The sequence below is a fragment of the Marinomonas sp. genome (genome assembly GCF_039940335.1).
Classification (GTDB): Bacteria; Pseudomonadota; Gammaproteobacteria; order Pseudomonadales; family Marinomonadaceae; genus Marinomonas.
The window spans coordinates 84,635-97,508 of record NZ_JBDVGW010000013.1 but is presented as its reverse complement, the minus strand read 5'-3'; the positions used below and the strand labels follow the sequence as shown (position 1 = coordinate 97,508).

14 protein-coding genes are annotated in these 12,874 nt (G+C 45.0%); 9 read left to right on the top strand and 5 right to left on the bottom strand.

The features are described 5' to 3' along the window. Positions 1–52 precede the first annotated feature (52 nt). Positions 53–1,051 (top strand): LLM class flavin-dependent oxidoreductase, encoded by a 999-nt coding sequence (locus ABJF92_RS10115; protein WP_446815673.1) that lies wholly within the window; start codon positions 53–55, stop codon positions 1,049–1,051. A gap of 10 nt (positions 1,052–1,061) precedes the next feature. Here ABJF92_RS10115 and ABJF92_RS10110 read toward each other — a convergent pair whose 3' ends face one another. Both ABJF92_RS10110 and ABJF92_RS10105 read right to left on the bottom strand, forming a co-directional pair. Next, on the bottom strand, positions 1,062–1,982 hold the full coding sequence (locus ABJF92_RS10110; protein WP_446815672.1) for a lysophospholipid acyltransferase family protein: 921 nt from the start codon (positions 1,980–1,982) through the stop codon (positions 1,062–1,064). Beyond that, entirely contained in the window at positions 1,975–2,685 is a 711-nt protein-coding gene (locus tag ABJF92_RS10105; protein ID WP_446815671.1) for a 3-deoxy-D-manno-octulosonic acid kinase, read from the bottom strand. Before ABJF92_RS10105 ends, ABJF92_RS10110 begins: the two co-directional genes overlap by 8 nt. Before the next feature lie 106 nt (positions 2,686–2,791). Here ABJF92_RS10105 and ABJF92_RS10100 point away from each other — a divergent pair, with 106 nt between their 5' ends. Beyond that, the gene (locus tag ABJF92_RS10100; protein WP_446815670.1) at positions 2,792–3,805 is read left to right on the top strand and encodes a glycosyltransferase family 9 protein; all 1,014 of its coding nucleotides are present in this window, start codon (positions 2,792–2,794) and stop codon (positions 3,803–3,805) included. Here ABJF92_RS10100 and ABJF92_RS10095 read toward each other — a convergent pair. Next, positions 3,802–4,758, bottom strand: a complete 957-nt coding sequence (locus tag ABJF92_RS10095; protein WP_446815669.1) for a methylenetetrahydrofolate reductase — start codon at positions 4,756–4,758, stop codon at positions 3,802–3,804. The genes ABJF92_RS10100 and ABJF92_RS10095 overlap by 4 nt on opposite strands. 172 nt (positions 4,759–4,930) lie before the next feature. Between ABJF92_RS10095 and ABJF92_RS10090 the strand changes: the two genes are divergently transcribed. From ABJF92_RS10090 to ppnP, 4 genes are all read left to right on the top strand, one after another. Then, positions 4,931–5,476 carry a DUF1285 domain-containing protein gene (locus ABJF92_RS10090; RefSeq protein ID WP_446815668.1) on the top strand — a complete coding sequence of 182 codons (546 nt, stop codon included), beginning with the start codon at positions 4,931–4,933 and terminating at the stop codon, positions 5,474–5,476. A gap of 122 nt (positions 5,477–5,598) precedes the next feature. After that, positions 5,599–6,942, top strand: coding sequence for a DEAD/DEAH box helicase (locus ABJF92_RS10085; RefSeq protein ID WP_446815667.1), 1,344 nt, complete (start codon positions 5,599–5,601; stop codon positions 6,940–6,942). Between the two features lie 99 nt (positions 6,943–7,041). Next, on the top strand, positions 7,042–7,935 hold the full coding sequence (gcvA, locus tag ABJF92_RS10080) for a transcriptional regulator GcvA (protein WP_446816471.1): 894 nt from the start codon (positions 7,042–7,044) through the stop codon (positions 7,933–7,935). A 59-nt stretch (positions 7,936–7,994) separates the two neighbouring features. Beyond that, on the top strand, positions 7,995–8,285 hold the full coding sequence (gene ppnP / locus ABJF92_RS10075; protein ID WP_446815666.1) for a pyrimidine/purine nucleoside phosphorylase: 291 nt from the start codon (positions 7,995–7,997) through the stop codon (positions 8,283–8,285). A 71-nt stretch (positions 8,286–8,356) separates the two neighbouring features. On the opposite strand, the gene ABJF92_RS10070 is transcribed toward ppnP, so the two are convergent. Both ABJF92_RS10070 and gloB read right to left on the bottom strand, forming a co-directional pair. Then, positions 8,357–10,027 (bottom strand): LysM peptidoglycan-binding domain-containing protein, encoded by a 1,671-nt coding sequence (locus tag ABJF92_RS10070; RefSeq protein WP_446815665.1) that lies wholly within the window; start codon positions 10,025–10,027, stop codon positions 8,357–8,359. 53 nt (positions 10,028–10,080) lie between these two features. Beyond that, a complete protein-coding gene (gene gloB, locus ABJF92_RS10065) occupies positions 10,081–10,854 on the bottom strand; it encodes a hydroxyacylglutathione hydrolase (RefSeq protein WP_446815664.1) in 774 nt (257 codons plus the stop codon). An 87-nt stretch (positions 10,855–10,941) separates the two neighbouring features. On the opposite strand from gloB, the gene ABJF92_RS10060 reads away from it, so the two are divergent. From ABJF92_RS10060 to dnaQ, 3 genes are read left to right on the top strand one after another with little or no spacing between them, the layout of a single operon-like run. Next, on the top strand, positions 10,942–11,682 hold the full coding sequence (locus ABJF92_RS10060) for a class I SAM-dependent methyltransferase (RefSeq protein WP_446815663.1): 741 nt from the start codon (positions 10,942–10,944) through the stop codon (positions 11,680–11,682). Beyond that, a complete protein-coding gene (gene rnhA, locus ABJF92_RS10055; protein ID WP_446815662.1) occupies positions 11,679–12,122 on the top strand; it encodes a ribonuclease HI in 444 nt (147 codons plus the stop codon). Before ABJF92_RS10060 ends, rnhA begins: the two co-directional genes overlap by 4 nt. Next, the gene (dnaQ, locus tag ABJF92_RS10050; RefSeq protein WP_446815661.1) at positions 12,119–12,832 is read left to right on the top strand and encodes a DNA polymerase III subunit epsilon; all 714 of its coding nucleotides are present in this window, start codon (positions 12,119–12,121) and stop codon (positions 12,830–12,832) included. The genes rnhA and dnaQ overlap by 4 nt, the downstream gene beginning before the upstream one ends. Positions 12,833–12,874: the final 42 nt, after the last annotated feature.

Sequence of the window (12,874 nt, the reverse complement as noted above, 5' to 3'; positions counted from 1 at the left end):
GTAAAAGGTACCCAACATACAGGGTATCTTTTACGTTCACAGGAAGTTAACCATGTTACCCATTTCACTACTGGATCTAGCGCCCATTGCAGAAGGTGCTTCTGTTGCTGAGGCGTTACAAATGAGCCGGCAAATGGCCCAGACCGCTGAAAATCATGGCTATCACAGATACTGGTTAGCAGAGCATCATGGCATGGCAGCCGTGGCCAGCTCTGCAACGGCTGTGCTCTTGTCTCATATTGGTCAGGCCACCCGAAGCATACGCATCGGTTCGGGTGGTGTTATGTTACCTAACCACTCACCTTTAATCATTGCTGAGCAATTTGGCATGCTAGCAGAGCTTTACCCAAATAGAGTTGATCTTGGGCTTGGTCGTGCGCCCGGCACGGATATGCTTACCGCAAGAGCATTGCGTCGCAATATGGATGTAGCGGTAGAGCAATATCCAGAAGATGTTCGAGAGTTGCAAAGACTGTTGGGTGATGAGCAAACTGGATCATTACGAGCGGTGCCTGGTGCGAACACGAAAGTGCCCATTTGGATGCTGGGTTCCAGCTTATACAGTGCTCAAGTCGCGGCACAGTTTGGTTTGCCGTATTCTTTTGCTTCTCACTTTGCCCCAGATCAATTGCTGCAAGCATTGACAGTGTATCGTCGAAACTTCACACCATCTGCTGAGCTGTCAGTGCCTCATACTATGGCTGGCGTCATGGTGGTTGTGGCGGATACAGATGAAGAGGCGCAATATCTTTTTACTTCGGCTCAACAACAGTTTATGAATTTACGCCGAGATCGAAATCGCGCTTTTCCGCCGCCGGTGGATACAATGGAAGGGTTGTGGTCGCCCAGTGAAAAGCACATGGTTGATCATATGTTGCAATATGCCATGGTGGGCTCGCCTGCCTCGGTGGCTTTTAAACTATCGCGTTTTGTGGCACAAACTCAGGTAAATGAGTTGATTGTCTCTATGCCTATTCATGACCCTCAAGCGAGGTTGAAATCTGTGGCCTTAATGGCACAAGTAAAACAGAGTTTAGAGCAAGACGCCTAAACTCTATGGCCTAGTAAGGCGACGGATCGCCTTCTACCACTTGTGTTTTAAAGCGGCGGTGGGACCAAAAGTATTGCGCTTTTTTCGGTGCAATCACTTCTTCCATTAATTGATTCATTCTGGTGGCGTTTTCCACATCATCAGCGCTTGGGAAATTGGGTACTTCACGAAAGACTAAATGATAGCCTGTTGCTGTACGGCCATAATCGTAAAGGACGACAGGCGCATTGGTCATTTTGGCGATACGGCCAATGTGGGCAATGGTTGCACATTGGCGTCCGTAAAACGGGGCGAAAACGGAATCTTGTCGTCCATAATCCTGATCCACTGCATACCAAACTGGCTTGTTCTTTTTAAGAGACTTAAGCACTTCACGCATGTTGCTGCGCTCAATTGTCTTGGAGAAAATCGCTTTGCGTTGACGTTCCATAACCCAGTTCATTACAGGGTTTCTTTGTAACTTATAGATGGGATGAACGTCTACAAAGCGTGGTACTTGGCCACCACAAAGGTCCAATGAGGAAAAGTGACCGCTGATTAAAACGCAACCTCGGCCTCGGGAGAGCACATCGTCTATGACGTCTTGTCCTTCCATCGTGGTGCGGGAAGCAAAGCGTTCGTTGTCTTGAAACCATGAAGCAAACATCTCGAAAATGCCTTTCCCCATGCTCTCAAAATGCTCTTTAGTGAGTTTTTTGCGGGCCGCTTTGTCCATTTCAGGAAAACAAATCTGAAAGTTTACATCACAGATATGGCGGCGTCTCGGAGCCGCGTAATAAAGGCCAAGGCCAAGATACTTGCCGAAAATCTGCATGAGTGTCCAAGGCAAGAAACTAAATAGGTAGGCAACCCCCATAAAGAGCCACGAAGGCCAGTGTTGCGGGGCAATATAGTCACGTAACTTTTTATCTAGTGTGCTGGATTTAGCCACGGTATCCCTCCAAAAAGGCTTGCCATTGTGTTTGGCTGACAGAAAATTGTGGGTGTTTAGCCGTTTCTTTGTTGAGAGATCTTTCTAAACGGGCGATGTTTTCTTGCATCCATTGTTCTGTGATTGGACGCTGTTGGCATTTATCAAAATCGATAACCCATATTTTATTTTCTTTATCTATCATAATGTTATGACAATTAAGATCTGAGTGGTAGATGCCATTTTGATGAAACTTGTGAATCACTTGGCCCAAGTTGAACCAATCAACCGAGTCGCTTTTCCCAGCCTTTAAGACTTCAAATAAATCTTGAGCATTAGGAATCACCTGCGTGATGAGTTTTGCTCGATAAAAGCCACAGCTTCGCTCCACCAAGCCCCCAATAGGTTTGGGCACGGGTAAGCCTAAGTCGTGCATGGACTGTAATAAGCCGAGCTCCTGCCATGGACGAGTATGCTTTAAACCTGTGTATAAAAAGAACTGTCGATTAAACTTGGCAATTAACCCGCCACGGCGATAGTGACGTATCACAAAATCGCCATGTTCATTTTGAATGAACCAGACTGCACCGCGGCCAAAGCCTGTGCCTCTGAGGGCATTTTGTTGCTGCCAGTAGTCTGCATCGAACCAATTTGCATCCACAGGTAGATTCGGGTCGCAAGTTAATAACTGGGTTTGGTCAGAAAGAGAAACAGATTTGGGCATTATTCTCGCTTAATCGTATTAAGAAATGAGGCAGGATAAAATTGCACACTTTGTTAGGTCGCTATTCTATAATAATCCCCGAATTTAAACAGCCTTTGAGAAAAAGATGCCAGAAGAAAAGCCATTGCGCATTATGATCGTCCGTTTATCCGCCCTTGGGGATGTTTGCCATGCTATGGCGGTGGTGCAAGCTATTATGCAGCGTCATCCTAATGCTCAGGTGACTTGGCTGACCTCACCGCTAGAAGCCAAATTGGTGCGTTTGCTCCCCGGTGTGGAAGTGATCGAATATGACAAGCGCACTGGCTTTAAAGGTATGTTTGCCATAAAGCGTACTTTACGAGAGCGCTATTTTGATATTTTGTTGCACTTACAATGGTCATTACGGGCCAGTGTGTTAACGCGTATGGTAAAGGCTGGCAGAAGAGTTGGCTTTGCTCGTGCTCAGTCCCGAGAAAAGCAGCATTGGTTTGTCAATGAATTAGCGCCTCTGGCGCGAGGCGAGCATGTACTGGATTCCTTCATGGCTCAAGCAAGTGTGCTGGATGTCAGTCAGCCTAGCTTACCTTGTGAACTAAATTTACCGCCATTATCCGAAGAGCTTTCAATGCCTTATGTGGTGATAAACCCGAGTGCCTCTAAGGCAGAGCGCAATTGGACTGTGGCGGGCTATCAGGCGGTGCTGGATTACTTGAATGAAAAGGGCATCACAGTGGTACTAACAGGTGGCCCTTCAGAGCAAGAGCAGCAATTTGCTCAACAAATAATACCGAAAGGTAAATCGGGTGGTGTCATTAACTTGGTAGGTAAAACCTCGTTAGACAAGATGCTGAGCGTGTTGAAGCAGGCTCAGCTTGTGGTGGCTCCCGATACTGGTCCTGCACACATGGCGACCCTAGTGGGAACACCCGTACTCGGTCTTTATGCGCATTCAAATCCCGCACGAACAGGGCCTTATAATAACCTTGATCAAGTAGTGAGTGTGTATCAGGAATTAGCTGAGAAAGAATATCAGAAAAGTGTCGCAGAATTGCCATGGTCAGCGCGCGTGCATGACCCTAAGGCCATGCAGTCTATTCAAATAGAAGCTGTGCTCGCGCGCCTTGATACCATGCTTTAGATCAAAGCTTGTTCGGCAAGTTTAAGGTCCAGTGTGGCTTTTAGCAGTTTATAAAGCTGAATAGAGGCATCAATTTCTTCTTTACGGTTCGTTAAGCTTTCAATGTTTAACCCTAGTGGCACACCAAGTGGCAAAGCAGTTTCAATGATTTGCTCAAGCGCATTACGACAAATCTTAATGGATTCTGCCAACGGTGCCTCTGCATCAAGAATACGGTGCTTGGTAGCATCAGGAACGGAAATACCCAACCATTCCATGAATTCTAAGGTTTTAGCACTACCGCAAGGAGTAAAGGTTAGTATGATGCGCTTTGGCTTTTCGCCACGATCACGACAAGTACGAGCGTAACGACTTATTAAATCGGCTGTCGCTTGGTGATTGTAAACCGCTTGAGAAACGAAGAAGTCACAACCTGATGCCGATTTTTTCAACAGGCGTAAGTGTTCATCACCTTTCACCGCGTGACGCTCAGCGATGGTTACACCGCCTAGATTAAAGTCATGTTCGTTGTTGGCCAGTGTGTCATAGGCTTGTGGTAAGGGTAGTTTGATATCCCCTTGAGAAGAGGGTGACCCAACCAGCACTAAATCTTTAATACCATACTCATTCCACGCCTCATTAAGCCAAGCGGTAAAGGCTTCAGCGCTGCGAGAAGAGACAGATTTATAGGTAATAACTGGCTTACCTGACGCGCTGTTTAAGCGTTGTGACCAAGCTCTTGGGTCATGAGTTTCCGTGAAAGGGAAAGGGCGTGGTTTATCGATACGGCTACTTTCATCTTGGATATCGTAAACGATCAAACCATCCACTTCTAAGTCTTCAAGTCGTGCTAGTAATTTACCGCTGATTTCAGTTAACTGCTCTTCTTGCGTGGTCGACTTTGGTGGTGTTGTGCCAATAAAATAGACACCACGGCTGGGATCTTGAAACTTATCTGCTAGTTGCGATTTCATTGTCTGTTCTCTACATTACAGCGAGAGAGCAATGTATGGCTCAATCTCGATTAGGTTTATTTGATGAGGAAAGTATATCAGTGAACCGAATTCAAGATCACTCTAATGAACATGAATAATATAGATGTTTGAGTGAGGGCTATTAATTTATTCCAAAAGAGTAACCAGACTAATGCCAAATATTGATTTAAAAACTTTTACGGTGGAGCAAGGTGCCCCTTTGCCGCCCGTTCATACTTGGCAACCCGATTTTTGTGGCGATATGGATATGTTGATCAGAAGTAACGGTGATTGGATTCATGAAGGGCAAAAAATTCAACGTCCAGCCATGGTGAAAATGTTTAGCCGAATTTTATGGCATGAAAAAAATGAGCATTTCCTAGTTACGCCGGTGGAGAAAGTTCGCATCCAAGTTGAAGATGCGCCTTTTTTAATCACTTCTTGGGAAAACGTTGAGAGTGAAGAGGGCAGGGTGATCGTCTTTACCTCTATGACAGGTGATGTGTGCGTTTTAGGGGTGGATTGCGACCTTTGGCTAGGAGATTTTGAGAGCGAAGAGCGCCCCTATATAAATATGCGTTATGGTATGAAAGGGTTAATTGGCCGAAATGTTTTTTACGATTTAGCCAATCATTTAGTGCCCGTTAACACCGCTGAAGGTTGTGGTATGGGGCTGATCAGCGGGGCAAAGCAATATTTGCTTGTATCTGACTCATAAGGTGAAGATAAAAGCATCATTCCCCTTATAGGAAACACGCTTTATTGCCCAAGGCTGGGGTATAATATCCCCATTGAACGTACTAAAACGTACGTATGTTTTGTTATTTAAGGGGTAAATCGTTGTTATTCGAAGAATTTGGTTTTGATAATCGTATTTTAAAGTCCATTGGGCATCTTGGGTTTGAACAGGCTACTGAGATTCAATCCCGAGCGATTCCTGAGGCCATGTCTGGCCGGGACTTGTTGGCATCGTCTAAAACCGGTTCGGGGAAAACACTAGCTTACTTACTGCCAGCCTTGCATAGGGTGTTTAAAAAACGTGCCTTGTCGAAACGAGATCCACGTGTGGTCATCCTAGTGCCTACTCGTGAATTGGCAAAACAGGTGTACAGCCAACTGCGTTTGTTGCTGGCAGGAACGCGACTAAACTCCACCTTGATTCAAGGGGGAGAGAACTTTAATGATCAGCTTAAGCAGCTACAGAAAGATCCACACTTTATTGTCGCAACCCCAGGGCGTTTAGTTGACCATCTAAAGCAGCGAAATGTTTTCCTAGAAGGCTTGGAGCTATTAATTCTCGACGAAGCGGATCGAATGCTGGATTTGGGCTTTGCCCCTGCCATGCGAGCGATTAATCAGGCGGCCAATCATAGATTACGTCAAACCCTATTTTTTTCGGCGACTCTAGATAACACAGAAGTCAATGAGATTGCCGATGAGTTATTGAAAGAGCCTAGCCGAGTCGCAGTTGGGCAAGGTTTTGACGAGCACCAAGACATCGAGCAACATGTCTACCTTTGTGATCATCTTGATCATAAAGAAGCTTTGCTTAAACACTTCTTAGCCTCCGAAAGCATTAAGCAAGCGATCGTGTTTACAGCCACTAAGCTGGACACAGTGCGCTTGGCTGAAAGCATCCAAGAATGGGGCTTAACAACCCAAGCTTTGAATGGTGATTTATCGCAAAGTGCCCGTAACAAGGCGATGGAAAGCTTTGCGAAAGGTCAGTATCAAGTTTTGGTTTGTACTGATGTCGCCTCTAGAGGGTTAGATATTGCCAATGTATCTCATGTGTTCAACTTTGATCTGCCGAAACAAGCGGAAGAGTTTATTCACCGTACTGGTCGTACCGGTCGTGCTGGCTTTAAAGGGGATGCTTATTCTCTGGTTGGACCGAAAGACTGGCAGAACTTCAAAGCCATCGAGAACTTTTTGCAGCGTAAATTCGAGTTTCAGCAAGTGGATGGTCTAGAGCCGAAATTTAAAGGTTTAGCGCCTGAGAAAAAGAAAAAGCCTAAGTTTGCCCCTAAGAATGTTAAGCCTGTGGTGAAAAAAACTAAGCAAGCCCCTCGTAAAGGTAAAGCCAAAGCGAGTTTCCATGAAACGGAGCAACAAGGTTTTGATGCCTTTAAATTACCTCCTCGTCGCTTTGATAAAAAGCCACTTACGGATGACGAAGAGTAGGCTCTAAGAGCGTTTTGTAGATAAATGAGTAAGGAAGATTGACAAGTAGGGTCGTTACAAGCTATTCATCAATCTTTCTTATCTATTGGAGATAGGCTTATTAATCGTTTACCGCCATTAAATTCTCTGAAGTGTTTTGAGTCGGCTGCACGCCATGGCAGCTTTAATAAAGCTGCTCAAGAACTTTCAGTGACCCCCTCAGCGATTAGTCACCAGATTAAAGGCCTGGAAAGCTTTCTTGGTATCGAATTGTTTCGCCGTACAAAGCGAAAAGTTGTATTAACCGAGGCGGGTGAATTTTATCTTGGACCTATTCGCAATATCTTTGAACAACTGGAAAGTGCCACAGCAGAGCTGAAGAGCAAACAACAAATTGGCTCTTTGCGGTTATCTGTCCCACCAGCGTTTCTAACGCGTTGGTTGATGCCTCGCATGGGGCGTTTCCAAAGCCGTTACCCAGACATTCAAATTGAGATTAGCTCCTCAATGGGGGTGATCGATTTTGAAGCGGGCGATATTGATATGGCGGTATATTTTGGTAATGATGATTGGCAAGGTGTAGACACCCATTACTTGCGTCCGGCAAGACTAGCTCCTGTCTGTAACCCTAAGCTAATTAAGCCCGAGCAACCCATAGAAAAGCCAGAAGACATGCGCTTCTATCCTTTGTTACATGTCACTAAGCGAAAAGACGAGTGGCACGATTGGCTTCAACAGCATGATCTGGATCCAAAACTGTTTCGCCGAGGCTTAATGTTTTCTAGCGGCTCGTTAACTGCTGGGGCGGCGGCACAAGGCTTGGGTATTTCCTTAGCGGACCCTGAATTAGTGGAACCTGAAATTGAAGCTGGCACCTTAAAAGTTTTATTCGATGAGCATTTAATCACCGATCGATCTTTTTACTTAGTATATGAGCGCCGTCGTGCGGTGAGCCCTGCCATGTCAGCGTTCAAAGAGTGGATTATTGAAGAAATGGCCGGTAGTAGCAAATAGCTAAACGCACGGCTTAACCCTGTAAATGTATTTTTAACCCCTGTATAGAGATCGAATGAATGAGTGAAGCATTACAAGTAAACAGCTATTTTAATGATCAAGTGAAATCTATTGCCCTAAACAATGCAGAGGGTGTATCTACCCTAGGGGTGATGGCGGTAGGTGAATACGAGTTTGGCACCAGTCAAAAAGAATACATGACAGTGGTTTCTGGCTCTCTAACGGTTAAGTTGCCCGGCCAAGATGACTGGCAGACGTTCAACAAGCAAGAAACCTTTATTGTGGAAGCGAATCAAAGCTTTGAAGTGAAGGTAACAGAAATGACCGCTTATCTATGTCGCTACGAATAATCGTGATATTGCCATAAAAAAGGGGTCGATGTATCGACCCCTTTTTTATGCTTTGAAGAATGATATACGGCTTAACCGCCAACCACGTTCACTAATAGAGTAACCTTGTCACCAGGTTGCACATATTTTTTACTGCCAACCACAGGGTTCCATTTGCGAATATCACTGACGGATACCTTGAACTTCTGGGCTACCTTGCCAAGAGAATCGCCTGACCTTAAGGTATAAACCACTTTTTTCACCACACTTCGTTGGCTAGTATTAACTTGTTTTTTCGGTGTTAACCACACCACAAGCTTTTTACCCGGCATTAACGGGTCACCTAGACCCATGCTGTTCCAGCGGGCAAGTGTTTTACTGTCTGTGTCGTATTTGTTAGCAATTAACCAAAGGCTTTCACCTGATTTCACAACGTGATTGATCTTGATTCGGTTCGAGCTAGGTGCTCGAGATTGTTTGGCTAGAAGACGCTGATGAGAGCTTAAGGTGTAGCTTTCAATCTTATTGCCAGCAACCGGAATCATTAACTCCTGACCCACACGAATCAAGGTAGAAGACATCTTATTTACGTCTTGCAGAACATTGACGGTAGTGTTGTGATTCTTCGCAACCAATAGCAGATTATCGCCAGCTTTGACTGTATATCTTACCCAGGTAACGCGATCTTGAGCGGGAATTCCAGCAAGCTTGGTACGAAATTGTTTGGCTTTACTGACTGGCATCAACAAACGGTGAGGGCCTTCTGGTGACGTTGCCCATTGGTTGAAGCCAGGATTAAGTAGGTAAACCTCATCAATGCTGATGTCGGCCATTTCCGCTGCTTGTGCAAGGTCTAGCTGACCACCGATATTCACCACCTCAAAATAAGGTTTGTTGGCAATGAAGTAGGTTTCATAATTGTACTTAGCCGGATCTTTAATAATTTTTGCTAAGGCAATCAGTTTAGGTACATAAGCTCGTGTTTCCGCAGGTAAGTCCAAAGACCAAAAGTCTGTCGGCTTATTCGCCTTCTTGTTTTTGCGAATCGCACGCATCACCGTGCCTTCGCCGGAGTTGTAAGAAGCCAGTGCATGCAACCAATTGCCATCAAACATCTTGTTAAGGCGTGTTAAATAAGCAATGGCCGCTTGGGTGGAGCCGATAATGTCACGACGACCGTCATACCACCAAGTTTGATCTAAGCCATACATCTTTCCTGTTGAAGGAATAAATTGCCAAGGACCAGAGGCGCGACCATGGCTGTAGCCAAATGGGTCAAAACCACTCTCGACTATAGGTAATAGGGCAATTTCTGTTGGTAATCCTGCTTTTTCTAATTCTGTCACTATATAGTGAAGGTAGCGTTCACCACGTTTTGAAACTCTATCTAAATAGGATAGGTGTGAGCTGTACCAGCGTAGTTGGGAAAATAATCTTGGTTTGTCGTAATCTAAATCCAGTTGATAACCTGCACGTACTCTTTGCCAAAGGTCTTCGGGTTTCTTTGGTTTAGGAGCAACAACGACTTCGGGTTCGATGATTTCATCGACAGATTCTACGGCGTCGTCTGCGGTAAGGTCGGTTTCAGCTTGACTGATAGGTTCGACATTATCGATAAGTCCGGATGCTTCGTCTTCAATCTCAAGGACTTCAGCTTCTTCAAGAGATGTTGAGTCATCATTTTGAGTCTTCGATGGACTAAGGGCCTGACAGCCACTTAGTAGTAGGCTCAATAATAGTGCCCAAATTAACTTGTTAGTCATGAAATCCACATTTTTAATTAAGTTGGGACATTTTAAAGGTGTCATTCCTGAGGTCAACTAAAAGTATCTTTTGCTCTTCTCACCTGAGCAAAGGCCTCAATAGAAGCAGTAGCGGGTGTCTCGTTTAATTGCTGAGCCGCTCGCGTAACGATTGGGTGTAGGTGAGATCGCATAAAAGGGTTAGTGGCTTTTTCTAGAGCAATGCTGCTTGGCAATGTGATCGTTTGTTTTTCACGCAAGACTTGGCAGTCTTGGTTTTCTGCAATTAGAGTTTCATTTTCAGGTTCTAGTGACAAAGCAAATCGATAATTCGCTAAGGTGTACTCGTGGGTACAATAAACCAAAGTGTGATCAGGCAACTGTTTGAGCTTGTCCATCGCATTGAGCATTTGCTCTGGTGTGCCTTCCATTAGGCGGCCACAACCACCTTTAAAGAGAGTGTCACCACTGAGTAAGACCGGTGTTTCTGCATTTGAAAAATAGCAAATATGATCCAGTGTGTGGGCTGGGGTTTCTAGAGTCAGATATTGACGCCCATAGATCTCGATTATGTCGTCCTGCTCCACTCCACGGGTGATCAAATGGCTCAGGTGTTTAGGGCCAATGACTTGGCAGTCAAAGGTTTGCTTGAGCTTTTGTACACCACCTGTGTGATCCTTGTGGTGATGTGTAATCAAAATACCTTCGAGATTCTTTTGCTGGGATTGACAAAAATTGAGCACCACCTTGGCGTCTCCAGGGTCGACCGCCCAGATACCTGAGCTATCTTTATCCTCAATTATCCAGATATAATTGTCATGAAAGGCGGCTAATGGAATAAGAGTCATACGGTACCTGTAAGGCTGTATTAAGGGGCTATAATTGGCTTGAAACAATAATAAAGTCGCCAATCTTTGAAAAAGAGAACCCATTGTATGTTGGATGATCAAGCAAGACAATTTTTTCAAAAGTGGTACGAAAGCGAGCTAGGCGAGCAATTAAAGCAGCAAGAAACCACTCAAGTTGAAAGTGAGCTGGATAATGCCGTAGGTTATTATCTTATTGTGCAGTCACCTGTAAAAGATTTGTCTTTTCGCAATCATCGTATACGTGAGCAAATAATCGTTGCGCCAGATATTGAATTTGGTACGCCCGGTCATGCTGTAATCGCTAAGGCAAATGAATTGCCTTTCGAATCAGACGGGGTTGATTTGCATGTATTGCACCATACATTAGATTTATCATTAACGCCCCATGATGATTTGCGTGAAGCGGCTAGAACTTTATTGCCCAGTGGTAAATTGGTGGTGGTTGGTTTTAATCCATGGAGTTTTTGGGGCATCAGACGGCTTTTTTCCAAGCGTGTGAAAGCCCCTTGGTGTGGGCGCTTCATTGCCCACAAGCGGTTGGAAGATTGGCTGAAAGTGGCGGGTCTTACGTTAGAAAGGAAAGTCTTTTTGCATTATTCACCGCCTGTACAAAATCCAAAATGGTATCAGCGCTGTCAGTGGCTGGACAGGCTGCTTAAACCATTGAAATTGCCTTTTAGCGGCGTCTATGTACTGACGGCAACTAAACAAGTAAGGCATTTTATCCCAATAAAACCTCGTTGGTCTGGCGCTCGTGTTCGAGTACCACATTTAACGAAACCAACAGCAAAAGAGATGAAACATTGAAAAACGTTGTAATGTACACAGATGGCGCTTGTAAAGGTAACCCAGGTATTGGTGGTTGGGGGGCTTGGTTGACCTTTGGTGAGCACGAAAAGCGCCTGTGTGGTGGCGAATTAGAAACCACGAACAACCGCATGGAATTATTAGGGGCGATCGAAGGTTTACGAGCTCTGAAAGAGACTTGCCAAGTCACGCTTTACACTGACTCTTCCTATGTACAAAAAGGTATTACGGAATGGCTGGCGGGCTGGAAAAGAAAAGGCTGGAAAACGGCCTCAAAGCAACCAGTGAAAAATAAAGATTTATGGCAGGCATTGGATGAACAATGCCAGAACCACGAAGTGACGTGGAAATGGGTGAAAGGTCATGCTGGAATTGAAGGCAATGAAATTGCCGACCAATTGGCTAATCAAGGGATTGATGAATTAAGGGCGAAATCATGAGGCAGGTCGTACTGGATACTGAAACGACGGGTATTGACCCCAAACAAGGTCATCGCATTATCGAGATCGGTTGTGTGGAAATGATTGATCGCAAGCTTACTAAGCGTCATTTTCATGTTTACATCAATCCAGATCGAGAAGTAGAAGAAGAGGCGTTCCGCGTTCACGGTATTAGCAATGAATTTCTTGCGGACAAGCCCCGTTTCCATGAGATTGCCCAAGACTTTTTCGATTTTATTAAAGGGGCTGAGCTCATCATTCATAATGCTCCGTTTGATATTGGCTTTATGGATCACGAGTTTGCCAAGCTCGGCGGCTATCCGAAAACCGCTGAGGTGTGTGGCGTATTTGACAGCCTAGTGTTTGCGCGTAAGAAACACCCGGGTCAGAAAAACAACCTAGACATACTGTGTAAGCGATACGGTATTGATAACTCTCATCGCGAATTACACGGGGCCCTATTAGACTCCGAAATCTTAGCGGATGTTTACCTATTAATGACGGGTGGACAAACCAATCTTGGTTTAAGCAGCCATTCGGATTCAGGTTCTGGAGCAGAAGAAAGCGCTGGTGAAATTCGCCGTCTGTCTGCGGACAGGCCCATGCTTAAAGTCATACGCGCCAGTGATGATGAGCTTAAAATGCATGAAGAGCGTTTAGATCTTATCGATAAAAAGTCGGGGCAGTCTTTGTGGCGTATTAAGCACTAAAACGTGCGACAGAAAATAAAAAACCTCACTCCAATTAATTTT